The organism is uncultured Tateyamaria sp. (assembly GCF_947503465.1).
In the GTDB taxonomy this organism is placed as follows: domain Bacteria; phylum Pseudomonadota; class Alphaproteobacteria; order Rhodobacterales; family Rhodobacteraceae; genus Tateyamaria.
The window spans coordinates 1,428,388-1,450,887 of sequence record NZ_CANNDN010000001.1 but is presented as its reverse complement, the minus strand read 5'-3'; the positions used below and the strand labels follow the sequence as shown (position 1 = coordinate 1,450,887).

23 protein-coding genes are annotated in these 22,500 nt (G+C 63.6%); 14 read left to right on the top strand and 9 right to left on the bottom strand.

The window, feature by feature from the left end; translation table 11 throughout:
• Positions 1–38: 38 nt before the first annotated feature.
• The 3 genes from Q0844_RS07410 (at position 39) to Q0844_RS07400 (ending at position 1,253) form a co-directional block, all read left to right on the top strand.
• Positions 39–254 carry a DUF2007 domain-containing protein gene (locus Q0844_RS07410; RefSeq protein ID WP_299043443.1) on the top strand — a complete coding sequence of 72 codons (216 nt, stop codon included), beginning with the start codon at positions 39–41 and terminating at the stop codon, positions 252–254.
• The gene (locus tag Q0844_RS07405) at positions 232–975 is read left to right on the top strand and encodes a methyltransferase (RefSeq protein WP_299043442.1); all 744 of its coding nucleotides are present in this window, start codon (positions 232–234) and stop codon (positions 973–975) included. The genes Q0844_RS07410 and Q0844_RS07405 overlap by 23 nt, the downstream gene beginning before the upstream one ends.
• Before the next feature lie 113 nt (positions 976–1,088).
• Positions 1,089–1,253 (top strand): DUF465 domain-containing protein, encoded by a 165-nt coding sequence (locus Q0844_RS07400; RefSeq protein WP_299043441.1) that lies wholly within the window; start codon positions 1,089–1,091, stop codon positions 1,251–1,253.
• Here the strand turns inward: Q0844_RS07400 and Q0844_RS07395 are convergent.
• From Q0844_RS07395 to Q0844_RS07375, 5 genes are all read right to left on the bottom strand, one after another.
• On the bottom strand, positions 1,234–2,118 hold the full coding sequence (locus tag Q0844_RS07395) for an EamA family transporter (RefSeq protein WP_299043440.1): 885 nt from the start codon (positions 2,116–2,118) through the stop codon (positions 1,234–1,236). The genes Q0844_RS07400 and Q0844_RS07395 overlap by 20 nt on opposite strands.
• Complete coding sequence (locus tag Q0844_RS07390; protein ID WP_299043439.1) at positions 2,115–3,062, bottom strand: transcriptional regulator GcvA; 948 nt, start codon at positions 3,060–3,062, stop codon at positions 2,115–2,117. The genes Q0844_RS07395 and Q0844_RS07390 overlap by 4 nt, the downstream gene beginning before the upstream one ends.
• Positions 3,063–3,415: 353 nt before the next feature.
• Complete coding sequence (gene phbB, locus Q0844_RS07385; RefSeq protein WP_299043438.1) at positions 3,416–4,138, bottom strand: acetoacetyl-CoA reductase; 723 nt, start codon at positions 4,136–4,138, stop codon at positions 3,416–3,418.
• Positions 4,139–4,269: 131 nt separating this feature from the next.
• Entirely contained in the window at positions 4,270–5,445 is a 1,176-nt protein-coding gene (locus Q0844_RS07380) for an acetyl-CoA C-acetyltransferase (protein ID WP_299043437.1), read from the bottom strand.
• A gap of 148 nt (positions 5,446–5,593) precedes the next feature.
• Positions 5,594–6,442 carry an EAL domain-containing protein gene (locus Q0844_RS07375; RefSeq protein ID WP_299043436.1) on the bottom strand — a complete coding sequence of 283 codons (849 nt, stop codon included), beginning with the start codon at positions 6,440–6,442 and terminating at the stop codon, positions 5,594–5,596.
• A 125-nt stretch (positions 6,443–6,567) separates the two neighbouring features.
• Here Q0844_RS07375 and Q0844_RS07370 point away from each other — a divergent pair, with 125 nt between their 5' ends.
• The 3 genes from Q0844_RS07370 to Q0844_RS07360 all read left to right on the top strand — a co-directional run bounded on the left by Q0844_RS07370 (position 6,568) and on the right by Q0844_RS07360 (position 8,557).
• Entirely contained in the window at positions 6,568–7,149 is a 582-nt protein-coding gene (locus Q0844_RS07370) for a DNA-3-methyladenine glycosylase I (protein WP_299045243.1), read from the top strand.
• A gap of 131 nt (positions 7,150–7,280) precedes the next feature.
• Positions 7,281–7,901, top strand: coding sequence for a 30S ribosomal protein S4 (rpsD, locus tag Q0844_RS07365; RefSeq protein WP_299043435.1), 621 nt, complete (start codon positions 7,281–7,283; stop codon positions 7,899–7,901).
• Positions 7,902–8,098: 197 nt separating this feature from the next.
• Positions 8,099–8,557, top strand: coding sequence for a DUF2867 domain-containing protein (locus tag Q0844_RS07360; RefSeq protein ID WP_299043434.1), 459 nt, complete (start codon positions 8,099–8,101; stop codon positions 8,555–8,557).
• 141 nt (positions 8,558–8,698) lie between these two features.
• Here Q0844_RS07360 and Q0844_RS07355 read toward each other — a convergent pair whose 3' ends face one another.
• Positions 8,699–9,457: a helix-turn-helix transcriptional regulator gene (locus tag Q0844_RS07355; protein WP_299043433.1), complete on the bottom strand. Its 759-nt coding sequence runs from the start codon at positions 9,455–9,457 to the stop codon at positions 8,699–8,701.
• A 107-nt stretch (positions 9,458–9,564) separates the two neighbouring features.
• On the opposite strand from Q0844_RS07355, the gene Q0844_RS07350 reads away from it, so the two are divergent.
• The 5 genes from Q0844_RS07350 to Q0844_RS07330 all read left to right on the top strand — a co-directional run bounded on the left by Q0844_RS07350 (position 9,565) and on the right by Q0844_RS07330 (position 13,975).
• Entirely contained in the window at positions 9,565–9,993 is a 429-nt protein-coding gene (locus Q0844_RS07350; RefSeq protein WP_299043432.1) for a hypothetical protein, read from the top strand.
• Positions 9,994–10,066: 73 nt separating this feature from the next.
• The gene (locus Q0844_RS07345) at positions 10,067–11,104 is read left to right on the top strand and encodes an endonuclease/exonuclease/phosphatase family protein (protein WP_299043431.1); all 1,038 of its coding nucleotides are present in this window, start codon (positions 10,067–10,069) and stop codon (positions 11,102–11,104) included.
• Between the two features lie 95 nt (positions 11,105–11,199).
• The gene (hisC, locus tag Q0844_RS07340; protein ID WP_299043430.1) at positions 11,200–12,282 is read left to right on the top strand and encodes a histidinol-phosphate transaminase; all 1,083 of its coding nucleotides are present in this window, start codon (positions 11,200–11,202) and stop codon (positions 12,280–12,282) included.
• A complete protein-coding gene (locus tag Q0844_RS07335; protein ID WP_299045240.1) occupies positions 12,276–13,196 on the top strand; it encodes a prephenate/arogenate dehydrogenase family protein in 921 nt (306 codons plus the stop codon). Before hisC ends, Q0844_RS07335 begins: the two co-directional genes overlap by 7 nt.
• Positions 13,193–13,975: an extensin family protein gene (locus Q0844_RS07330; protein ID WP_299043429.1), complete on the top strand. Its 783-nt coding sequence runs from the start codon at positions 13,193–13,195 to the stop codon at positions 13,973–13,975. Before Q0844_RS07335 ends, Q0844_RS07330 begins: the two co-directional genes overlap by 4 nt.
• A 56-nt stretch (positions 13,976–14,031) precedes the next feature.
• On the opposite strand, the gene Q0844_RS07325 is transcribed toward Q0844_RS07330, so the two are convergent.
• Positions 14,032–15,030, bottom strand: coding sequence for a DUF2125 domain-containing protein (locus Q0844_RS07325; RefSeq protein WP_299043428.1), 999 nt, complete (start codon positions 15,028–15,030; stop codon positions 14,032–14,034).
• A 66-nt stretch (positions 15,031–15,096) separates the two neighbouring features.
• On the opposite strand from Q0844_RS07325, the gene Q0844_RS07320 reads away from it, so the two are divergent.
• From Q0844_RS07320 to Q0844_RS07310, 3 genes are all read left to right on the top strand, one after another.
• Complete coding sequence (locus Q0844_RS07320; protein ID WP_299043427.1) at positions 15,097–15,627, top strand: gamma-glutamylcyclotransferase; 531 nt, start codon at positions 15,097–15,099, stop codon at positions 15,625–15,627.
• A gap of 74 nt (positions 15,628–15,701) precedes the next feature.
• Positions 15,702–16,907 carry a biopolymer transporter ExbB gene (locus tag Q0844_RS07315; RefSeq protein WP_299043426.1) on the top strand — a complete coding sequence of 402 codons (1,206 nt, stop codon included), beginning with the start codon at positions 15,702–15,704 and terminating at the stop codon, positions 16,905–16,907.
• A 2-nt stretch (positions 16,908–16,909) separates the two neighbouring features.
• Positions 16,910–19,150, top strand: coding sequence for a peptidoglycan -binding protein (locus Q0844_RS07310; protein WP_299043425.1), 2,241 nt, complete (start codon positions 16,910–16,912; stop codon positions 19,148–19,150).
• Positions 19,151–19,162: 12 nt separating this feature from the next.
• Here the strand turns inward: Q0844_RS07310 and Q0844_RS07305 are convergent, their stop codons facing one another.
• Positions 19,163–20,131, bottom strand: a complete 969-nt coding sequence (locus Q0844_RS07305) for a M23 family metallopeptidase (RefSeq protein WP_299043424.1) — start codon at positions 20,129–20,131, stop codon at positions 19,163–19,165.
• The gene (clpA, locus tag Q0844_RS07300; protein WP_299043422.1) at positions 20,131–22,452 is read right to left on the bottom strand and encodes an ATP-dependent Clp protease ATP-binding subunit ClpA; all 2,322 of its coding nucleotides are present in this window, start codon (positions 22,450–22,452) and stop codon (positions 20,131–20,133) included. Before clpA ends, Q0844_RS07305 begins: the two co-directional genes overlap by 1 nt.
• Positions 22,453–22,500 lie beyond the last annotated feature (48 nt).

Sequence of the window (22,500 nt, the reverse complement as noted above, 5' to 3'; positions counted from 1 at the left end):
CCTCGACAGCTAGGCCGGTGTGCCCCTACATCCATGATATGAAGGAACTTTTGCGCAGTACTGACCCGACGATCATCGCCTTTGCCTCTGCCCTTCTTGAAGGCGAGGATATAGACTGCTTTCAGATGGACGTAAACATGAGCGTCCTGGAAGGTGGCATCGGCATCTTTCCACGCCGCTTGATGGTACGGGCCGATGATTATGACGCCGCTTTGAAAGTGGTCACGGACAATGACATCGACCTTGGGCGATGATCTGACGCATGACGCGTTTCTGGGCGGGCGGGTGCATGTGTGGCAACCGCGTGCCGGGTATCGGGCGGGGGTCGATCCGGTGCTTTTGGCGGCCTCTGTGCCGGCAAGGGCGGGGCAGGCCGTGCTTGATCTGGGCTGCGGCGTGGGGACGGCGGCGCTGTGCCTTGGGGCGCGGGTGCCGGGGCTTGACCTGGTCGGGATCGAGCGTCAGGCGGATTATGCCGCGCTGGCCGCGCGCAACGGGTTGGAGGCCTTTTGCGCTGATCTGACCGACATGCCCGAAGCGGTGAAGACACGCAGTTTCGATCACGTTTTGGCCAACCCGCCGTTTTTTGACCGGGGGGCCGGGGCGTCCGCGACAGATGTGGGGCGCGAAGCCGGGCGCGGGGCAGAGACACCCGTGGCAGCGTGGATTGATACCGCGGCGCGGCGGCTGGCGCACAAGGGGTATCTGCACATGATCCACCGGGCCGCGCGGCTGCCGGACCTGCTGGCCGGTGCTGCGGGGCGGCTGGGCAGCCCCGAGACATGGCCGCTTTGTCCCCGGATCGGAAAACCGGCAGAGCTGGTTATTTTTCGGGCGCGCAAGAACGGGCGCGCAGAATTTCGCCAGCATTTTCCCATCATTTTACACGAAGGGACGCAGCATGAACGCGATGGCGATAGCTATCGATCTGAAATTCAAGCGGTTTTGCGGGATGGCGCCGCTCTGACCCTTTAACGGGCCGTTAACCGTACCTACGTCAAGCTTATCCATATGCTGCGCCTGCGGCGTGACTTGGCGACAAAGCTGTGCTTGGCTGTGGGAGCAACTTTATCAGCAAGGAGGACCGAATGAGCGTGATTGCCCATCTCGAAGAGTTGAAAAAGAAGCACCAGAACCTGAGTGATCAGGTGGATATGGCCCAACGATCCCCTGGTGTGGATCACGTCGAAGTGGCCGCCATGAAAAAACAGAAGCTGAAACTGAAAGAAGAGATTACCCGACTTTCGAGTTAGGGCGCACTTTCAGGCTGGCGCGGGCTGCCAGCAGCGCTCCGCCGGTGATCAGAATCGCCGCGAGAGCCAGTGACCAACTGGGCGCAGCAACGCCAGCCACCACAAGAACGATCGTCGACAAGAGCGGCGCCGCATAGGACGCGGTGCCGAGCATCTGGATGTCGCCGCGTTTCACCCCGATGTCCCAGACATAAAAGGCCAGTCCGACGGGGCCGAGGCCAAGCAGAATCGCGCTTGCCCACCCCAGCGTGCCGCTGGGCCACACCGTGTCCTCGAGCATCAGGTGCAGCGGCACGGACAGAATGGCACTGGCGACACAGAACACGGCGACGGACGCGGTGGGCACGGCGCCAAAGCGCCGCGACAGGATCGAATAGGCGGTCCAGGTCGCGGCACAGGCCAGTGCCAGCATGTAGCCCGGCAAAGCGCTTGCGTCGAAACCCGTGGCCCCGCCGGTGATGACAAGTGCCGCACCCGAAAACCCGATCAGCGCGCCGAACACATGGCCACGCCGCAGCGTTTCCCCGGGCAGAAGGCCGGACACGAACACGATCAGCAGTGGCCAGAGGTAGGCAATCAAACCGGCTTCGGCCGCGGGGGCCAGGCGCAGGGCCGAAAAATACAGCGCGTGATAGCCGAAGAGGCCCAGCGTCCCCATGACATAGACTTGGACCGGCACGACGCGCAATTGTGACAGCCCACCGCTGGCGGCGGTCCAGACCAGGCCCAGCGTGCCGCCAATCGCAAAGCACAGCGCGTTCAACAGGAAGGGCGGTGTCGGAGCAGAGCCGACGGTCAGCAAGGCCAGCACACCCCACAGGAGCACAGCGACAAAGCCGATCAGGGTGGCGGTGGTGCGTGTCATTCGGCCTGGTAGTTCGCGGCGGGCTTGCGGATCATCTGTTTGGTGATGTGGCCTGTTTTGTCGATCTCGGCAAGCATCCAGTCCCGGAAGGCGGCGATCTGGGGGCGGGTTTCGGCCCCTTCCGAGCAGAGGAACCGGAAGCGGATGCCGGTGTCGAGCGCAGTGGGGAACGGGGCCACGAGACGTCCATCATCGAGATCCTTGACCACCAATGATCGGCGCCCGAGGACGACACCGACACCTGCAAGTGCGGCGTCGACGGCGTGGTCTGCCTGGCTGAACCTGGGGCCTGTGGTTGGTGCGAAATCAACGCCCATCATGCGGAACCACGTGGCCCAGTCGCTGGACGGTTTCAGGAAAGCGATACTGTCGTCAAAAATGAGCGTCGCTGCGCGTAGGCTGTCGGGGGTGGGAAACCGGGCGGCCATGTCCGGGGTCATGACGGGGCACACCCATTCCTCGACCAGCGGCAGGGAATAGACGCCTTCGTCCTTGCCGGGGCCAAAGCGGATGGCGACATCGACGGCGTCGCGGCTGAGGTCCACCAGTTTAAGCGAGGCGGAGAACCTGAGTTCGATTTCGGGATGTGCCTGCGCAAAGTCGTAAAGACGGGGTGCCAACCACTTGGCGGTGAACGCGGGACCGGCTGTGACGGTCAATGTTTCATCGTCCAACGTGCGTTCGGCGGCCCGCCACGCGGCGCCCAGCATCTGGAAACCGTCGGCCAGTCCGGGGGCCATGGCACGACCTGCTTCGGTCAGTTCGACCGCGCGGTTCAAGCGGCGGAACACTTGCGTGCCCAGGTGCTCTTCGAGCGATTTGATCTGGAAGCTGAGCGCGGCGGGGGTGACGCGCAATTCCTCTGCCGCCTTGGCGAAAGACATGTGGCGGGCGGCGGCGTCAAAGGCGCGCAGGGCGGTCAGAGGGGGGAGGCGTTCAGACATGATCACTTAAGTACAGCTTAAGTGAAGCCTTGGAAAGACTCGTTTGTCAGGTTGTCTGCTAGGGCGCATATTCAGATCAATTCAGAAACGCTGATCCAAAGGATACCGCCCATGTTCGAGACATCTGCACACCCCGCCATCCGCAAGGGCCTGGAACGCGCCCACGCCGAACGTGGTGCCATGTTGGCCGAGGCCTGGACCTGGCTGTTCGGGGGCAAGACTTCCCGCTGATGGGCGCGCGCCATCTTACGGGATAAGACAGGGCCGGTGCAGCGATGCACCGGCCCTTTTTTGTGGTCAAACCCGTGTGCACCGCCTGTGCACAATGTGTGCACAGCCCGTACACCGTTTTGTCAGACGAAGAACTGTGCGCCGTTGGCCGAGATGGTCGAGCCGTTGATGAACCCCGAATCGTCCGAGGCCAGGAACACTACGCAGCGCGCGATTTCTTCCGGTTCGCCCAGACGGCCAGCGGGGATTTGCGCGATGATCGATTCGCGCACCTTTTCCGGAACCGCCATGACCATATCGGTGCCGATATAGCCGGGGCAGATCGCGTTGGCGGTGATGCCTGCGCGTGCACCTTCCTGGGCCAGCGATTTCACGATACCCAGATCACCGGCCTTGGTCGCGGCATAGTTCACCTGGGCGAACTGGCCCTTTTGGCCGTTGATGGACGAGATCACGATCACGCGGCCGAACTTGCGTTCACGCATGCCCGGCCAGAGCGGGTGCACGGTGTTGAACACGCCCGTCAGGTTCGTGTCGATGACCTGGTGCCATTGTTCCGGCGTCATCTTGTGAAACGGCGCGTCACGGGTGATGCCCGCGTTGGCGACCACGACGTCGATCGGCCCAAGGTCGGCTTCGACCTGTGCGAGGCCCGCCTTGGATTCGTCGTAATCTGCCACGTTCCATTTGTAGGTCTTGATGCCGGTTTCGTCCGTGAATTTGGCGGCGGCTTCGTCATTGCCGGCATAGGTGGCGGCGACGGTGTACCCTGCGTCTTTGAGGGCTTTGGAAATGGCTTCGCCGATACCGCGGCTACCGCCGGTGACGAGGGCTACACGGGACATGGGGTGAACTCCTTTTGGGATTTGTTTCGCATTGTTTCCCTCAAACGGCATCAAAGCGCAATATTATTGCGCAGCATAGCCGCATGAATTTTGGGATATGGGTGCGCCACGACGGCGCACCCCAAGACCGATCAGTCGCGTTCCAGGCACATGGCAACGCCCATGCCGCCGCCGATGCACAGCGTGGCGAGGCCTTTTTTGGCGTCGCGGCGCTTCATCTCGAAGAGCAGGGTGTTGAGGATGCGCGCGCCCGAGGCGCCGATGGGGTGGCCGATGGCGATGGCGCCGCCGTTCACGTTCACGATGGACGGGTCCCACCCCATGTCCTTGTTCACGGCGCAGGCCTGCGCGGCAAAGGCTTCGTTGGCTTCGACCAGATCGAGGTCTTCGGGCTTCCAACCGGCCTTTTCCAGCGCCTTGCGGGATGCATAGATCGGGCCCACGCCCATGATCGACGGATCAAGGCCGACGGTCGCGTAGCTGGCGATGCGGGCCAGTGGCTCGATCCCGCGTTTTTCGGCGTTCTCGGCGCTCATCAGCAGGGCACCGGCGGCACCGTCATTCAGGCCCGACGCGTTGGCGGCGGTGACCGACCCGTCCTTGGTGAAGGCGGGGCGCAGTTTCTGCATTGCCTCCATGGTCGCGCCGTGGCGAATGTATTCGTCGGCGTCGACGATGGTGTCGCCCTTGCGGCCCTTCACGGTGAAGGCGGTGATTTCGTCCGCGAACTTGCCTGCCTTTTGCGCGGCTTCGGCCTTGTTCTGGGAGGCGACGGCGAATTCGTCCTGCGCGTCGCGCGTGATCTGCCACTGGTCGGCAACATTCTCTGCCGTCTGGCCCATGTGGTAGCCGTTGAACGCATCCCACAGACCGTCGCGGATCATGGTGTCGATGTATTTCAGATCGCCCATCTTGTGACCGGCGCGCAGGGCCGCGGCATGGGGCGACAGGGTCATGTTCTCTTGTCCGCCGGCGGCGACGATGTCGGCATCACCCAGGGCGATGTGCTGGGCACCAAGGGCGACGGCGCGCAGGCCCGAGCCACAGACCTGGTTGATCGACCAGGCGGCGCTTTCCTTGGGCAGGCCTGCGTTGATGTGCGCCTGGCGGGCCGGGTTCTGGCCCTGGGCCGCGGTCAGCACCTGACCGAGGATCGTCTCGGAGACTTCGGACTTGTCGATGCCCGCCCGCTCGACGATGGCTTCGAGCACGGTCGCGCCGAGGTCATGTGCGGGGGTGTTGGCAAATGAGCCACCAAAGCTGCCGACGGCAGTCCGGGCGGCTGATGCGATGACGATGTTGGTCATAGTGTCAGGTCCTCTGTCAATTTGATGAGGACCACTCCGAGACTTCGCACGTCCGAGGGCGTTTTTTGCGCCGGTGCGGGCCTCAGAATGGTCCCGCGCTGCGGCTGCACTACCGGATTCGCTGCCATGCGGCAACGGACGTTATGTCTCAGGCGCGCATACCCGCCTGTTGCGCACCGGGACGCTGACCAAACAGCCAGTTCGGCCGGACCTGTGGCGCCTGGAAATAGAAGCCCTGCAAACAGTCGACCCCCATCTGCGTCAGCATGTCCACGTCTTCCTGTCGTTCGACCCCTTCGGCCACGACCAGCATGTCGAAGTGATGGCCGATCTGGATGATGGCGCCGGTGAGGGCCTGCGTGTCGGGGTCGCCCGCGATGCCATGGCAGAATTCCATGTCGATCTTCAGCACGTCGAAATAGAAGTCCTTGAAATACCGCAGCGCGGTATAGCCCGCCCCGAAGTCGTCAAGCGCAAAGCTGATCCCCTTCAAGCTGAGCCTGTCCATGAAGTCGACCACCAGTTCGGGCTGATCCATTGCCGACCCTTCGGTGATTTCGAGGATCAGTCGCTCGCCGACCGACGGGTCCTTTTTCAGCCAGCGGTTCATGGTCTGCATCCAGCGCTGGAACCCGATTGACCGCGCCGACATGTTGATGGACAGCCGGATGGACGGATTTTCGTGCAACGTGCGCAGTCCCATGTTCAGCGCGACGACGTCGATTTCGCGCCCCAGTTCGGCCCGTTCGACCACCGGCATGAAATCCTTGGCCGGGATGATGCGCCCCGTTTCATCCATCACCCTGATCAACCCCTCGTAAAACCCGACGCGCGAGGGATCGTTTGCGATCACGACCGGCTGGAACGCCAGCAGGGTCTGCTGGTGTTTGACCGCCTGTTCGACCATCGACAATGTGCTGCGGTCACGCGATGACACCGCCGCGTTCAACGGAGAATCGGCCCCGGTGGGCACGTTTTGGAAGCGTCTTTTGCTCATGGGTTGGCAGGACCCTTGTGTTCAAAAATCTGTGGTCACCATGGGTCGGAAGCCGTAAAAACACTCTTAATGTTTGCATTTTGTTCTAATTTTATCCGTTAACCAAGCAGGGAGGATCTGCCGTGTTGCATCGCTGTGGATGGGAGGGGGAGGCCCCGGATTACGTGGCCTATCACGACACCGAATGGGGCGTGCCCGAACATGACGCGCGCAGCCTGTGGGAGAAGTTGATCCTGGATGGATTTCAGGCCGGTTTGAGCTGGATCACGATCCTGCGCAAGCGCGATGCGTTTCGCGATGCCTTTGCCGGGTTCGACCCGGCGGTGGTTGCCACATGGGGCGACGCGGATGTGCAGCGCCTGCTGGGCAATCCGGGCATTGTCCGTCACCGGGGCAAGATCGAGGCCACCATAACCAACGCCCGCGCTTACCTCGAGGTTAACGAGGCCATCGGTTTTGATAAATTCTTATGGAATTATGTCGACGGTCAGCCGTTGCAGACCAATTTTGCCAGCCGCGATCTGGTCCCGCCCAAGACGAAGCTGAGCGAACAGGTGTCCCGGGACCTGCGCGCCCGCGGCTTCAAATTCGTGGGCCCCACGATTGTTTATGCGTTCATGGAGGCCACGGGCCTGGTCAATGATCACATCACCCCCTGTTTCCGCCATGCCGCATGCGCGGCGATGCCAGGCCCGGGCAGCCGTTGACTCTGATGATTCTGCGCGTATAAGCGCGGCTTCATTGGTGTTGGTGGCCTTCGCAAGAAGATCCCTGTCGTCCCGGCCAAATCCGGGGAGAGGACAACGCCCTTCGACAACCTGAACGAAGGAGATCAGCCGTGACAAAACGCACGTCTGCCAAGTACAAGATCGATCGCCGCATGGGCGAAAACATTTGGGGCCGCCCCAAATCCCCCGTCAACCGTCGTGAATATGGCCCCGGCCAGCACGGTCAGCGCCGCAAGGGCAAGCTGTCGGATTTTGGTATCCAGCTGCGCGCCAAGCAGAAGCTGAAGGGGTATTACGGCGACCTGACCGAGAAGCAGTTCCGCCGAATCTATGCCGAGGCTGTCCGTGTGGGCGGTGACACCGGTGAAAACCTGATCGGCCTGCTGGAGCGTCGCCTGGACGCCGTTGTGTACCGCGCCAAGTTCGTGGCGACCGTGTTTGCCGCGCGTCAGTTCGTGAACCACGGCCACGTCCGTGTGAACGGTCGCAAGGTCAACATCCCCTCGTACCGCGTCAAGGAAGGCGACGTGATCGAGGTGCGTGACCGGTCCAAGCAACTGGCCGTGCTGCTGGAAGCCACCCAGCTGCCCGAGCGTGATGTGCCCGACTATATCGAGGCCGACCATTCGAAGATGACCGCCACCTTCACCCGCACCCCCACATTGGGCGACGTGCCGTATCCGGTGATGATGGAACCCAACCTGGTCGTCGAATTCTACGCCAAGAACTAAGGGTTTGGTGGGCACATTGCCCACCCTACAGCAACGACAGGCCGCTCCGATACGGGGCGGCCTTTTTCGTGTCCGGGGGGCTGCACTGCCCTGTTGCGCCGTGGCAAAATGTATCCGGCGTTGTGATTTCATGTCACAGGGTGCGTATCCGTCTGCGTCACTAGGGTAAGCATCGACGATCACAGGAGGGACGGATCATGTCCGCACCACGTGTCACGGCCACACGGCTGCCCGCGGCCAGCATGCTCAGCGCCCGGATCGGGCAGGGCGATTTCCTGGACTGCTATAGTGTGGCCAGCACCCTAGGCCCGCGCCGCGCGGCCGAGATCATCACCGCCTTTCCCACATGGGCGCAGGCGCTGGTCATGCTGCGCGGGGTGATCACCGCCCCTTTCGGTCTGTCGCAGGATGGACCCGCCGCGGATGACAAGTTGGGGCCGTTCCCGGTCGAAAGCGAGACGGGTACGGAACTGATTGCCGGCTTTGACGACAGGCATCTCGACTTTCGCGTGTCCGTCCGGTCCGAGGACGGTCTGGTGTCGCTGGCCACATGGGTGCATCCGCACAATTTGGGCGGGCGTCTGTATCTGGCGGCGATCATGCCGTTTCACATCCTGATTGCGCGCAATGCCCTGGCACGTGTTGCCCGGTCCTGAGGAACAGCGCCGCAAGCCGTGTGTTGCGATGTGCAGGGATCCGGCCGGGGCAGGCCCGGACAGGTGTCGCGTCCTGAATGCAAGGGACCAGGCGGTCACCGGTTGGGTGACGGGTTGACGCCCGAGGCCGTGCGCGGCCCCTCAACCCGGATCAGCCGCCATGGCCCTCAGCGCTGCATCGCTTTCGGCATCTGCGGGGAAGTATAGTTCGACCTTGAGGTCATCCAGAGCGACATCTTCGGGCGTGCCCAGTTGCGCGATGGTGGCAAAGACCGACAGGCGCATGCCGCCGGTATTGAAGATTGTGGGGATCACGGGGCCGGTTGGTTTTTGGGTGCGCCCGGTCACCGCGCCAAGATGGTCGGCCACCCGGTCCAGGGCAGGCACACCGCCCTGGGCCGCACTTTCCGTGCGCAGGCGCTGGCAGGCATGATGCGCCACGTCGGGCCAGTTTTCGATCAGGGGGGCCGCGTCGTCCGACATCATCAGATCCAGCAGGCTGCCCCCGGGCGCCAGTCCCAGCGCCCCAAAGAGCAGGGCGGCGGGCCGGTTCATGTCGATCACGGTCCACAGCCTGTCCACAGCCAGGGCGGGGTAGGGGGCGTGCGCCTTCAGCATATGGTCAACCGCGGCCCGGATCGGGGCCATGTCCGCATCATCCCAGGCCCGGCTGGGATAGCGTGCGGCAAAACCGGCATGGGTCAGCAACTGGTTGCGGGCATCCAGCGGCAAGGTCAGCGCGTCGCTGAGCCGCGCGATCATGTCCCGGCTGGGCTGTGATCGGCCGCTTTCCAGAAACGAGATGTGGCGCGCCGACACGTCCGCCTCGCCTGCGAGGTCCAGTTGACTGAGGCGGCGCGCCTTGCGCCAGGTGCGGAGTGTGCCGGGAAAATCTGACATGGCCCCAGCCTAGCGCCGGGCGTGCCCCTGATCCATTACCTGCAAGGTAATTGATGGGCCTCTGCCGCGTCCGCTACCCAGTTGTCAGTCTGAAAAGGGAGGCGCACATGACCCGGGACTTTCAAAAATTCTGGCTGAGGATCACGGCACTTGTCATCGGTTCCTTTGCGCCGGTGATGTTTCTGGGCAGCATGGTGGCGACGTCCGCACCATTGCAATTCACGCTGGATCTGCTGGGTCTGCCCCTGGACGGGTTGCCCGTGTACGGCACCGATGCGAGCAGGTTTCTTGCTGCCATCATGGGGGGTCTGTTGCTGGGGTGGGCCACGACGATCTGGTGCTTGCAGGCCTGGGTTTTCGACGCGGCCCCGGAGGGCGTGCGCAGGGCGGTGGTGACCGGTCTTTGCCTGTGGTTCGTGTTGGACAGCGCCGGTTCCGTCGTGTCGGGGCAGGCGTCCAACGTGGTGTTCAATATCGGAATTCTGGCTGTTGCCGTTGGCCCGCTGTACCGGCCCGCGCAGACGCCGGCGGCGTGATGAAGTTTTCATGACCCACTGTTGCAACCTGTGGTAGCCTTTGCGCATTGATTGATGCGAATTGGAGACTGCCATGGGCGCGCGCGACATTTCTTTTGCGAGCTTCAACCTGTTGAACCTGCAAACCCCCGGAGATGCGATTTACGGCGACACTGACGGGTGGGACCCGGTGACCTATCAGCGCAAGGTGGACTTTACGGCCAGCGTGATAGGGCGGCTGGATGCAGATGTTGTGGGCCTGCAGGAACTGTGGGCCCCTGCCGCGCTGGATCAGGTGCTGATCGAGGCGGGTATGGAGAGCGACTTTTCCGCGCTGGTTCCGCCTGGACATGCCGGGGACAAGATTGTCTGCGCGGCGGCCGTGCGCAAGGGGATGCTGGTGGGTGATCCCGAGTGGATTGTGGATTTTCCGGACGAATATGTCCTCAGGACCGGCGGCGACGATCCGCAACAGGATTTCCTCGAGGTCAACCTGAGCACTTTCTCGCGCCCGGTTTTGCATTTTCAGGTGCAGCCCGATGACCGGACGCCGGTCATCCATGTCTTTGTCTGCCATTTCAAATCCCGCCGTCCCACGCAGATCTGGCGCGAGCGTAGCTGGTACGAAAAGGAGGTGCACGGGCCGCACGCCAACGCGCTGGGATATGCAATCTCGACCGTTCGCCGGACCGCCGAGGCGGCGGCGTTGCGGGTGTTGATCACGAAACTGGTCAAAAAGACCGACACGCCTGTTGTCGTCATCGGCGACATGAACGATGGCAAGGACAGCAACACGCTGAACATCCTGTCCGAACAACCCACCTACCTGTCCCCCCTGTCCACCGGGGGCGGGGACAACGCGCTGTATACTGCACAGACGATGCAGGAATACCGATCCGTGCGCGATGTCTACTATACCCATGTCTTCAAGGGGCAGCGCGAAAGTCTGGATCACATCCTGTTCAGTCAGGAATTCTATGACAACTCGAAGAAGCGCAAATGGGCCTTTGACGAGATGGTGGTGCAGAACGACCACCTGAACCACGACGATCACAAGGAAAGCGGCACCAACGATCACGGCGTGATCCGGGTTGGGTTCAAGTGGAAGCCCGCGCCGGGGGTGACGGGCTGACCTGCGCCCCGATACGTCGCCAGACACGCGCGCTTTTGCCCCTAGTCACTCAGGCCCCGCGCCCCTAAAACCTCTCTGACATACGGAGAGGAACAATGACGCGCATCACACCGCAACCCGGCATCATGGACATCGCGCTCTATCAGGGCGGGGCGTCGCATCTGGCGGGTGTTCGGGACGTGCTGAAACTGTCCTCGAACGAGAACCCGGCGGGCCCGCCGCCCTCTGCCATCGCGGCGTTGCGGGACGCGGCGACCGGCATGCACCTTTATCCGTCAACCGACCACGCGGCGCTGCGGGCGGCCATTGCGGATGTCTGGCACGTGGACGCAGACCGGGTAATCTGCGGTGTCGGCAGCGACGAGGTGCTGCAATTCGTGACGCAGGCCTTTTCGGGGCCGGGGGATGAGATCATCCACACCGCGCATGGCTTTTCCATGTACCCGATCCTGGCCAACATGGCCGGGGCCACACCCGTCTGCGTGCCCGAGCATGAGCGGGTCGTGGATGTGGATGCGATCCTGGCGGCCGTCACCGAACGGACCCGTATCGTGCTGTTGACCAACCCGGGCAACCCGACGGGCACGCGGCTCGCTGATCCCGAGATCGTGCGGCTGGCCGATGGCTTGCCCGATCATGTGATCCTGGTGATCGACGGGGCCTATACCGAATATGCCGAAGGGTATGATGGCGGTCGGGCCCTGGCAGAGACGCGGCCCAACGTGCTGATGACGCGCACCTTTTCCAAGATCTACGGCCTGGGGGGGCTGCGTGTCGGCTGGGGCTATGGCCCTAGGGACATGATCGACGTGATGACGCGGATCCGGCAGCCGTTCAACTTGTCGACCGTCGCGCTGAGCGCGGCAGAGGCGGCGGTGCGTGACACGAAATGGGTGGCTGATTGCGCAGCCCTGAACGCCGACCAACGCGCCCGCCTGACCGGCGCGTTGCGGCAACTGGGCCTGGCCTGCGACGACAGTGACACGAATTTTGTCCTGGCCCGGGCCGCATCCGTGGCAGAGGCGGACGCGGCAGAGGCGGCGCTGAATGCCGATGGCATCCTTGTGCGCCGGGTGGCCGGTTACGGGTTTCCCGAAGGCATCCGCATCACCGTCGGCAATGCAGACCAAACGGGCCGCGTGATTGCCGCCCTTACCGAATGGCGGAATGCATCGTGAGCGTCATCTACGAAAAGATCGCCTTTATCGGATTGGGTCTGATTGCGGGATCCATGGCGTGGGCCACGCAGCGGGCCGGGGCGGCCACGACGATCAGCGGCTATGCCCGGTCCGAGGCGACGCGCGACACGACCCGGCGTCTGGGGTTTTGTGACAGCGTCGCCGACACCGCAGCGGACGCTGTGGCAGAGGCCGATCTTGTGGTGCTTGCCGTGCCCGTGGGCGCGATGGGGTCGGTCATGGCCGAGATTGCGGGCGCGTTGAAGCCGGGGGCCACGGTGATCGATGTGGGGTCGGTCAAACAGGCGGTGTTCGATGCCGTTCTGCCGCATCTGCCCGCCGGTGTTCATTTTGTCGGCACGCACCCGATGGCCGGCACGGAACATAGTGGACCGGACTCCGGGTTTGCCGAATTGTATGACAACCGCTGGACCCTGATCGTGACGCCGGACGGGACGGACGACGCGGTGGTGGAACAGGTTGAAGCCTATTGGGCCGCGCTGGGCGCGATGACCGACCGGATGGAGGTGCAGCATCACGACCGGGTCTGTGCCGTGGTCAGCCACATTCCGCACCTCATTGCCTACACGATGGTCGGTGTGGCGGATGACCTGCGCCGGGTGACCGACAGTGAGGTCATCAAATTCTCGGCCGCGGGGTTCCGGGACTTTACGCGTATCGCGGCCAGCGATCCGACCATGTGGCGCGATGTCTTTTTGACCAACAAGGACGCGACGCTGGAAATTCTGGGCCGGTTCACGGAAGAGCTGTTTGCCTTGCAACGCGCCATCCGCAAGGGCGACGGTGATCATCTGTTCGACTACTTCACCCGCACGCGTGCGATCCGTCGCGGCATTATCGAGGCCGGTCAGGACACCGATGCCCCCGATTTCGGGCGCGGGAGCAAGCGGTGAGGGGGCTTGCGCTGGCCCTGGTGCTGCTGGCGGGTGTCGCCGTGGCTGCGCCAGACAGTTCCAAACGCCCCGTCGCCCGGGCCGGCACCGATGCGCGCAATGCGGTGCGCGCGGCGGCGGTGCAACCTGCCCCACCCACTGTGGTCTCTGCCCTGCCTGCGGCGGCCGTTCTGCCCGGACGCGCCGAATCGTTGCGTCCCGTTCTGCGCCCGGGTGCCATTGTCGAACAGGCGATGTCGCGTCGGTCCGAACGGCAGCGCGGACAGGTGTGCGGCGATCCGGACCTGCAGGGGGAGGTTGTCGGCTTTGTGCCCGGGCGCATCAACGGGTGCGGGATTTCGGAAGCGGTGCGGCTGCGCTCTGTCTCGGGTGTCACGCTCAGCCAATCGGCGCTGATGGATTGCACCACGGCCAAGGCGTTGAAGCAGTGGACCCAGCGGGGCGCCAAGCCTGCGCTGCGCGGCACGGGCGGCGGGCTTGCCGGTTACCGGGTGGCGGCCCACTATGCGTGCCGGACGCGCAACAACCGGCCGGGTGCCCGCATTTCGGAACATGGCAAGGGCCGGGCCATCGACATATCGGGGTTCCAGTTGAAGGACGGCACGGCGCTGACCGTGTTGAACGACTGGAATTCGCGCCATCGGCGTGCGCTGCGGCAGATGCACGGGTCGGCCTGTGGGCCCTTCGGCACAGTGCTGGGCCCGAACTCGGACCGGTTCCACCGCGATCATTTTCATTTCGACACCGCACGCTATCGCAGCGGGCCGTACTGCCGGTAGCGATTGACTGGGGGCCAGCCCCCAGACCCCCGTCGTATTTCTGGTCAGAAGAAGACCTAACGCAGGATCAGGCGGGGTGCAGGCAGAAGCGGGATGAACCCCAGTCGGAGCGTTCCGTCGCGCACCGCGAGGTCGACATCCAGCGTATCGGCGCCACCCGAAGCGTTCGCGAGCGCCTGCAGAACGGTGTCCGCCTGGGCGCGCAGCTGTGACGGCAAGGCGCCTGCGTTTTCGGCAAGGTCCAGCATCGTCCGCCAGTTTTCGGCCTGAATGGCCACTGTCCCTGCGGGGACACCTTGTGCATCGACGGTCAGATCGGCGCTGAGGTTGAATTGCAGATCCCCCCAGATCGCCTCGGCGAGGCGGAGCTTGATGATCCGGGGTTGCGGGCGCCGCTGGTCCAGTGCCCGTCGGTCCCACGGCGTGTCGAAGGTGATATCGGCCTGCACCTGCAGGCTGTCGAATGCATCCGGGAAACTGTCCGGCAACCGCAGGCCGCGCCGCGCGGCGGTGCCGGGGGAAAACGCGTTGGCCTCTGCCGTGAGTGCGTATTGCGCGCCGTCAGTCTGAACCATGGTGAGCGTCAGGTCGCCCGCCTGTGCCTGCACGCCATCGCCGTCGCGCACCTGCCACGGGCCCGCCGTCCATCCCAGCGCCTCGAGTTCGAGCGCGGTGCCGGGATGCAGGTTGAGGACCATTGCCCCGTCCTGCATGATCAGCGTGGAGCGTCCCAGCGGCGATGCGATGAGGATCGGGTCGTCATCCAGGGTGACCGTGACATCGCCGGGCCACCAGGCGGGGGCCGAGATGTCGAGCGCCTGGGTCCGCAGGGCAAGACCCGCCTGGGGGTCCGCCAGCGCCACGTCGCGCAAGCCAGCCCGCAGGGTCAGGGGGAACCCGCCGCCCGCGACCTCTTGCAAGTCTGCCTGCCACCCTTCGGCGGCGCGGGCGTCGAACCAGGTGATGACCGCGCCGCGCAGGCCTGCAGAAGCCACCCACCACCAGCCGCACCATGCCAGCGCAGCCACTGCAACAATCCACATCACTTTGCGCATGGGGGGCCCTTTTCCTTGTTCGCGAAATCGGGTCTACCGCACCCGGCAGCAAAAGGACCAGTGACAATGACGATGTGGGTGTTTGGCTATGGCAGCCTGCTTTGGAACCCTGGCTTCGACGTGGCCGAAAGCGTGCGGGGCAGCTTGCCCGGGTGGGCCCGTTCGTTTTGCATGCGGTCGATCCACCACCGTGGGTCCGAGGCCGAGCCGGGGCTGGTTCTGGCGCTGGATGCCGCGACCGACGCGGTTTGCGACGGCGTGGCCTTGCGCGTGGCCCCCGGCACGGAAGACGGGACGCTGGCCTATTTGCGCGAGCGCGAGCTGATCTCGTCCGCGTATCTGGAAAAGCGGCTTCAAGTGGCGCTGAGCGACGGGCGCCATGTCGAAGCCGTGACCTATGTGATTGACCCCGATCATGTGCAGTATTGCGGTGGTTTGCCGTTGGAAGAACAGGCGCAGATCATCGCCCATGCCCATGGCGGGCGGGGGCCGAACAGCGCGTATCTTTTCAACACCGCCCGGCACCTGACCAAGATGGGGGTTGCCGATCCTGACCTGGATTGGTTATCACGCCGCGTCGCAGCAATATTGGCATAAATCCTTGGCGCTTTTGCACAAAAGCCGATAGATTGCCAAAAACGCAGAACAGAGCAGGGGTCAGGAGCCACAATATGGCGCAGACCACACCCGAGGCGCAGCCGCATTTCTCGCAGCCGGTCCAGCAGATCTTTGCCATGGTCTTTGTGCTGGGCCTGTCGCTTTTTGGCGCGGTGCTGGCCCTGCCGCGCGTGTTGCCGGTGTTTCAGGCGAACCCCTATCTGAACGGCTTTATCGTCCTGGTGTTCATCATCGGTGTCATTGCCTGTTTCTGGCAGGTCTTTTCGCTGATTTCCTCTGTCCGGTGGATCGAAGAATTTGCCAGTGACCGGGCCGAGGCCCAGACCAAGGCGCCGCAGCTTCTGGCGTCGCTTGCGTCGCTGTTGCGGTCGCGGGGGGCACGGATGCAGTTGTCGGCGTCGTCGACCCGGTCCATCCTGGATTCGGTGGCGACCCGCATCGACGAGGTGCGTGACATCACGCGCTACATCGTCAACATGTTGATTTTCCTTGGTCTTTTGGGGACATTCTATGGTCTTGCGACCACTGTGCCTGCCGTGGTCGACACGATCCGCAGCCTGGCCCCGCAGGAAGGCGAGGGCGGCGTCGAGGTGTTCAACCGCCTGATGACCGGCCTGGAAGCGCAATTGGGGGGCATGGGGGTCGCCTTTGCGTCGTCCCTGCTGGGGCTCGCCGGATCGCTGATTGTCGGGCTTTTGGAACTGTTTGCCGGGCGTGGCCAGAACCGGTTCTACCGCGAGCTTGAGGAGTGGCTGAGTTCGATCACCCGCGTGGGCCTGACAGATGGCGAAGGCGGTAGCGATCAGAGTGCGATGGCCGGTGTGATCGATCATCTGGCCGAGCAGATGGAAAGCCTGCAAACCATGTTCACCCAGTCCGACATCAGCCGGTCCATGGTGGATGAAAAGCTGGGCAACCTTGCGGATGCGGTGGATCGCATGACCACTCGGCTGGAGGCGCAGGGCGGTGGGACCGATGCGCTGGCCCGTATCGCCGACGGTCAGGACCGGTTGATCGAGGTGATCGAACGGCAGGGCACCGGAGACGGCATTGATGCCGAAAGCCGGATGCGGTTGCGGTCCATCGATGTGCAGATGCTGCGCATCCTGGAAGAGATCAGCGCGGGCCGCCAGGAAACGATGGCCGAATTGCGGACCGATATCTCGGCGCTGGCCACGGCGCTGAGCCAGCCACGTGGACAGGGACGCAAGACAGGCCACCCCGTAAACCGCCAAGGCCAATCCACGGGAGATAGCTGATCATGGCGTTGTCGCGACGCACAGGGCAAAGGTTCCAGGCGTCGATCTGGCCCGGTTTTGTTGATGCGATGACGGGCCTTTTGCTGGTTCTGATGTTTGTGCTGACCATCTTTATGGTGGTGCAGTTTGTGCTGCGCGAGACGATTTCGGGCCAGGAGACGGAACTGGATCAACTGGCGGGCGAGGTGGCGGCCCTTGCGCAGGCGCTTGGGCTGGAAGAGCGCCGGGCGAACCAGTTGGATGCACGCCTGTCGGCCCTGAACGTGACATTGACGGATACCCAGTCCCAGCTGGCCGACCAGGCCGCCCAGATCGCGGCGCTGACTGCGGAGCGCGACGCGCAGGACAGTGCGCTGGCCGAGGCGAACACGCGCATCACCAGCTTTGAAGCGCAGGTTGCCGCGCTGATTGCCGATCGGGATACCGCCTTGGAAACGGTGTCGGGCCTTGAGGCCGAGCAAACACGATTGCTGTCAGAGCAGGAGGCGCTGAACCTGGCGCTGGCGGCGGCGCGGACCGAGGTTGACGCGCAGGCAGAAGCCGCCCGGTTGGCGGCGGCCCGGACCGAGGCATTGCAGGCCTTGATCGCCGATTTGCGTACGCGCAATGCGGACAGTGCCGATCAGGCCGCCGCGTTGCAGGCGGACCTGGACGCCGCCCGCGACGCGCTGAGCGCTGAAGAGGCGGCCCGGCTGGCGGAAGCGGCGGCTGCCGAGGCGCTGCGGCAGCGGTTGGAAAATGCGGATGCGGAATTGACGGCGATGACCCTTGCGCTTGAGGCGCAGCGGCAAGAGGCCGAAGACACGCTGACCCTGCTGGCCGCCGCGCGCGCCGCAGAGGCCGATCTGACGGACCGATTGGCTGTGGCCTTTCTGGCGGCACAGGATTCCGGTGCCACCGCGTCGCTGGCGCAGGACCGGATCGAGGGGCTTGAGGCAGATCTGGCACTGGCCCTGTCGGCATTGGAGACGTCGTCCGCCCAGACCACGGCGCTGCAAGAGGCGCAGGCGAGCCTTGAGGCGCGTCTGGCGGCGGCGTTGCTGGCCGCAGAAGACAATGCGGCGGTGGCCCAGACCTTGTCCGACGTAGAGGCCCAGATGGCCGTGTTGGAGGAGCGGTTGGCCGCACTGGATCTGGAGCGCACCGATCTGCGCGACAGGTTGGCGGCGGCCATTGCCGAGAAAGTGGCCGCCGAGGGGCAGGTAGCGACGCAAGCGGGGGATCTGACCGAACTGCGCACGCAACTGGCGACGGCCATTGCCGCGCGTGAGGCCGCCGAAGCGGATGCGCAGGCCGCCGGCAGCAGCAACGCAACGGTTCGCGAACAGTTGGCCGCGGCGCTGGCCGCAAAGCTGGCCGCCGAAACGGAGTTGGACACGCTGGGGGCCGACACGCGGGACTTGCGCGCGGCCCTGGCGGCGGCCTTGGCCGAGAAGGCGGACGCGGAAGGCGCGCTGGCAACCCAGACGACCGCAGCAGAGGAGCGGGCCGCCCTGTTGGCCGCCGCCCGTGATGCATTGAGCGCGGAAGAAGCGGCGACGCTGGAAGCGCAACGTCAGACCGAACTGTTGAACCAGCAGGTTGAGGCGCTGCGTACGCAGCTGGGGCAGTTGCAGGCCCTTCTGGATGATGCGGTGGCGCGGGATGCGGCCAAGGACGTGCAGTTGAGCACGCTGGGGCGCGACCTGAACACGGCTCTGGCGCGGGCCGCGCTGGAAGAACGGCGGCGGCGGCAACTGGAAGAGGAAGAGCGCAAGCGGCTTGAGGCGCAGGCGCAGGACCTTGAGCGTTACCGGTCGGAATTCTTTGGCCAGTTGCGCGATGTGCTGGAAGGGCAAGAGGGTGTGCGGATCGTCGGCGACCGCTTTGTCTTTTCGTCCGAAGTTCTGTTTCCGCCCGGCGGCGCGGAGCTGTCGGCCGAGGGGCAGCGGGAGATCGCGAACATCGCGGGCATCCTGAGGGGCATTGCCGATGACATTCCGGCCAGTATCGACTGGGTGTTGCAGGTGGACGGGCACACCGACAACGTGCCGCTTTCGGGCCAGGGCGAATTTGCCGACAACTGGGAACTGAGCCAGGCGCGTGCCCTTTCGGTGGTGTTGTATATGGTGAACTTCCTTGGCCTGCCGCCGGATCGGATGTCGGCCAACGGGTTTGGGCAGTATCAGCCCATCGCGTCGGGTGACACGGCCGAGGCCCGGGCGCAAAACCGCCGGATCGAGTTGAAGTTCACCGAAAAATAGCGTGCCTCGGCGCTATTGGACGATTGTTTCGCCCTGCACACGGCTGATTTCGCGTTGTCCGCGACGCAAGACAACGGTGCCCGTATACCGGCCGGTTGGCCAGTTGGCTTGCGTCCGTTTCTTGCCGATGGCGCGAAAGAACTGGGCCTGATTGCGGTCAATCTCGACCTCGTCATCGATCAGCGTGCCCTCGGGGCCATCAATGCGCAATTGCATCCGGTCACCGGCTTTGCCTCCAAAGGCGTAGCCAAAGACGACAAGCGCTGGCGCGTCGCTGGGCATACGGCCCGCGCCAGCCGTCCCGGCCTTGACGTCATTGAAATTCGGAACGCCGTCGGCAAAACCCACGTCCAGCACGCCGCCGGGCCGGTAGGGCGGGGGTGTCTGCCACAGTGTATCGGTGCTGGGTGCGCCACATTGGATTGCGCCATCGGGGTCGAACGGGTCGATCACCTCGCCGTCCTTGCGCACGGTCATGTGGACGTGGGGGAACTGGGTGCGTCCGGACAGGCCAACCTGGCCAAGAACGGTGGATGTGTTGACCCGGTCCCCATTTTTTACGGCAATCGTGCCACGTTTGAGGTGGCAGTATTGCGTGCTCCATCCGCCGCCATGGTCGATCAAGACGCCATTGCCGCATTCCCGACCGCTGACCCGATCGCCGTCGCCGGTGCGATACAGCCTGTCTTCCATACCGTCGCGTGTGCCCTGAACCGTGCCGGGGGCAGCAGCCACCACATTGACGCCGCGCCGCATCTGATCCAGTGACCGCAGGGCAAAATCGGTGCCCTTGTGCGTGTCATAGCTGAGGTTCGAGCAGCGGAAATCCATCGCCTGGCGCGAACGGTCGTGGTCCACATATTGCTGGATGAAGCATTCCGTGCCCAGATCGCAATCAATGGGCACGTTCAACAAGATGTCCCTCGCCGCGACGGGCGCGGCAAGGGACGTGATCAAAGCGGCAAAGATTGCCGCGCGCATCAATCCGCAGTCAAAAGCGGTGGCTTGTCGCCCGAAATCCGGGGGTTGTCCGGGCCGGAGAGTTTCAGGTCCAGTTCGCCATTCTTGACGCCCACACGGACAACGCCACCTTTCATCAACTTGCCAAAGAGCAGTTCTTCGGCCAGCGGCTTCTTGATGTGTTCCTGGATGACGCGGCCCAAGGGACGCGCACCCATCTTGTCGTCATAGCCCTTGTCGGCCAGCCATTCAGCCGCAGGTTTCGTCAATTCGATGGTCACGTTGCGATCCATCAACTGCGCTTCAAGCTGCAACACGAACTTTTCGACCACGGACAGGATCGTATCCTTGCCCAGCGGCGCAAAGCTGATCACCGCGTCCAGGCGGTTGCGGAATTCGGGCGTGAACGTGCGCTCGATGGCGGCGGTATCCTCGCCCTCGCGCCGGTCGCGGCCAAAGCCCACGGCGGCCTTTGCCATATCCGAGGCCCCCGCATTCGAGGTCATGATCAGGATCACGTTGCGGAAATCCACGGTGCGCCCGTTATGATCGGTCAGCTGGCCGTTATCCATGACCTGCAGCAGGATGTTGTACACATCCGGGTGTGCCTTTTCGATCTCGTCCAGCAACAGCACGCAGTGCGGATGCTGATCGACCCCATCGGTCAAGAGACCACCCTGGTCAAAGCCGACATAGCCGGGAGGCGCACCGATCAGGCGCGAAACAGCGTGTTTCTCCATGTATTCCGACATGTCGAAGCGCAGCATTTCAACACCCAGCGTGTCTGCCAGTTGCTTGGCGACCTCGGTCTTGCCCACGCCCGTCGGCCCGGCAAAGAGGTAGTTGCCGATGGGCTTTTCAGGTTCGCGCAGACCGGCCCGCGCCAGCTTGATGGCCGAGGACAGCGCTTCGATCGCCGGGTCCTGACCAAACACCACGCGCTTGAGCGACACTTCGAGATCCTTGAGGGTCTCTGCGTCGTCCTTGGACACGTTTTTCGGAGGAATGCGGGCAATCTTGGCCACGACATTCTCGATCTCCTTGGTGCCGATGGTCTTGCGACGCTTGGCGGCGGCGACAAGGTGCTGGGCCGCGCCCGCCTCGTCGATCACGTCAATTGCGCTGTCCGGCAGCTTGCGGTCATTGATGTAGCGGCTGGCCAGTTCCACCGACGTCTTGATCGCGTCCGAGGTGTATTTGACGCCGTGGTGATCCTCGAAATAGGGTTTCAGGCCCTTGAGGATCTTGGTGGCGTCTTCCACCGACGGTTCATTCACGTCGATTTTCTGGAACCGGCGGCTCAGCGCGCGGTCCTTTTCGAAATGCTGACGGAATTCCTTGTAGGTGGTCGAGCCCATGGTGCGCAGCTTGCCACCCTGCAGGGCAGGTTTCAGCAGGTTGGACGCATCCATCGCGCCACCAGACGTCGCACCCGCACCGATCACGGTGTGAATTTCGTCGATGAAGAGGACAGCGTCCTTGTGCTCCTCCAGTTCGGTCACGACCGCCTTCAGCCGTTCCTCGAAATCACCGCGATACCGTGTGCCCGCCAGAAGCGCGCCCATGTCGAGCGAATAGATGGTCGTGCCGGACAGCACTTCGGGCGTTTCGCCTGCGACGATCTTGCGCGCCAGCCCTTCGGCGATGGCGGTTTTGCCCACGCCGGGATCACCCACAAGCAGCGGGTTGTTCTTGCGGCGGCGGCACAGCACCTGAATGCAGCGTTCCACCTCGGCCGAGCGGCCGATCAGCGGGTCGATATCGCCCTCGCGCGACTTTTCGTTCAGGTCCACGCAGTATTTGGCAAGCGCGCTTTCCTTTTTCTCGCCTTCGGTGACGCCTTGGGCTTCTTCCTCGGCCTCGGGGGCGCCGGATACAGGCCGCGCCTCGCCAAAGGCGGGGTCCTTGGCGACGCCATGCGCAATAAAGTTCACTGCGTCGTAGCGGGTCATGTCCTGTTCTTGCAGGAAGTAGGCCGCGTTTGATTCGCGCTCGGCAAAGATGGCGACCAGCACGTTGGCCCCTGTCACCTCTGTGCGGCCAGACGATTGCACGTGAATGGCGGCGCGCTGGATGACGCGTTGAAAGGCGGCCGTAGGCACGGCTTCGGACCCGTCAATGTCAGTGACGAGGTTCGACAGGTCGTCGTCCACGAATTCCTCAAGCGTGCCGCGCAGCTCGTCAATGTCGACCGAACAGGCCTGCATGACGCGGCGTGCATCGGGTTCGTCGATCAGCGACAGCAGCAGATGTTCGAGCGTTGCGAATTCGTGCCGGCGTTCGTTGGCCAGCGCAAGCGCCTGATGAATGGCTTTTTCCAGTGTCGTCGAGAATGAAGGCACGAGCGTGCTCCTTTCGATCGGGGTCGGGTGGGGGCGCCAAGGAATATC

Coding starts and splice junctions, on each gene's coding strand:
- phbB (WP_299043438.1), bottom strand. CDS start 4,138: ATGTCCCGTGTAGCCCTCGTCACCGGCGGTAGCCGCGGTATCGGCGAA.
- Q0844_RS07405 (WP_299043442.1), top strand. CDS start 232: ATGACATCGACCTTGGGCGATGATCTGACGCATGACGCGTTTCTGGGC.
- Q0844_RS07400 (WP_299043441.1), top strand. CDS start 1,089: ATGAGCGTGATTGCCCATCTCGAAGAGTTGAAAAAGAAGCACCAGAAC.
- Q0844_RS07345 (WP_299043431.1), top strand. CDS start 10,067: ATGGGCGCGCGCGACATTTCTTTTGCGAGCTTCAACCTGTTGAACCTG.
- Q0844_RS07305 (WP_299043424.1), bottom strand. CDS start 20,131: ATGCGCGCGGCAATCTTTGCCGCTTTGATCACGTCCCTTGCCGCGCCC.
- Q0844_RS07315 (WP_299043426.1), top strand. CDS start 15,702: ATGGCGCAGACCACACCCGAGGCGCAGCCGCATTTCTCGCAGCCGGTC.
- Q0844_RS07325 (WP_299043428.1), bottom strand. CDS start 15,030: ATGCGCAAAGTGATGTGGATTGTTGCAGTGGCTGCGCTGGCATGGTGC.
- hisC (WP_299043430.1), top strand. CDS start 11,200: ATGACGCGCATCACACCGCAACCCGGCATCATGGACATCGCGCTCTAT.
- Q0844_RS07375 (WP_299043436.1), bottom strand. CDS start 6,442: ATGAGCAAAAGACGCTTCCAAAACGTGCCCACCGGGGCCGATTCTCCG.
- Q0844_RS07310 (WP_299043425.1), top strand. CDS start 16,910: ATGGCGTTGTCGCGACGCACAGGGCAAAGGTTCCAGGCGTCGATCTGG.
- Q0844_RS07360 (WP_299043434.1), top strand. CDS start 8,099: ATGTCCGCACCACGTGTCACGGCCACACGGCTGCCCGCGGCCAGCATG.
- Q0844_RS07395 (WP_299043440.1), bottom strand. CDS start 2,118: ATGACACGCACCACCGCCACCCTGATCGGCTTTGTCGCTGTGCTCCTG.
- Q0844_RS07355 (WP_299043433.1), bottom strand. CDS start 9,457: ATGTCAGATTTTCCCGGCACACTCCGCACCTGGCGCAAGGCGCGCCGC.
- Q0844_RS07380 (WP_299043437.1), bottom strand. CDS start 5,445: ATGACCAACATCGTCATCGCATCAGCCGCCCGGACTGCCGTCGGCAGC.
- Q0844_RS07350 (WP_299043432.1), top strand. CDS start 9,565: ATGACCCGGGACTTTCAAAAATTCTGGCTGAGGATCACGGCACTTGTC.
- Q0844_RS07390 (WP_299043439.1), bottom strand. CDS start 3,062: ATGTCTGAACGCCTCCCCCCTCTGACCGCCCTGCGCGCCTTTGACGCC.
- Q0844_RS07320 (WP_299043427.1), top strand. CDS start 15,097: ATGACGATGTGGGTGTTTGGCTATGGCAGCCTGCTTTGGAACCCTGGC.
- Q0844_RS07410 (WP_299043443.1), top strand. CDS start 39: ATGAAGGAACTTTTGCGCAGTACTGACCCGACGATCATCGCCTTTGCC.